Source organism: Mesorhizobium sp. M2E.F.Ca.ET.209.01.1.1, assembly GCF_004010375.2.
In the GTDB taxonomy this organism is placed as follows: domain Bacteria; phylum Pseudomonadota; class Alphaproteobacteria; order Rhizobiales; family Rhizobiaceae; genus Mesorhizobium.
The window spans coordinates 1-345 of sequence record NZ_SADP02000592.1; the positions used below are offsets into that span (position 1 = coordinate 1).

Sequence of the window (345 nt, forward strand, 5' to 3'; positions counted from 1 at the left end):
GCGTGGTGCTCGTCGTCGTCGGCGCTTCTGGCGCGGGAGTACGGATCACCTTTACCTTGGTGATCACTTTCGTCACCACCTTGGGCTTGCACACCGCGAGCGTCGGGGTGTTCCGCTTCGGTGAAAGCCCGAGAATGGCCATCGAATAAGCTTCCTGCCGGTCGATGCCGGCTCTGAGGAAGGCCAGAGCGCGCGCCGGATCGGCAGGCACGCCGTTGCGGCCTTGCTTGAAGATCAGCGCCAGATCGTTTATGGCGCCGACACGCCCCATCGCCGCTGCCTTAAGCAGCAGATCCAGCCCCTTGCCGGTATCGCGCTGGACGCCGACACCATCGAACAAGGCGC

1 pseudogene is annotated in these 345 nt (G+C 64.1%); it reads right to left on the minus strand.

Annotated elements, in window-relative coordinates:
* Nucleotides 1–345: pseudogene (locus tag EN852_RS41370) on the minus strand (sel1 repeat family protein); the annotation flags it as partial.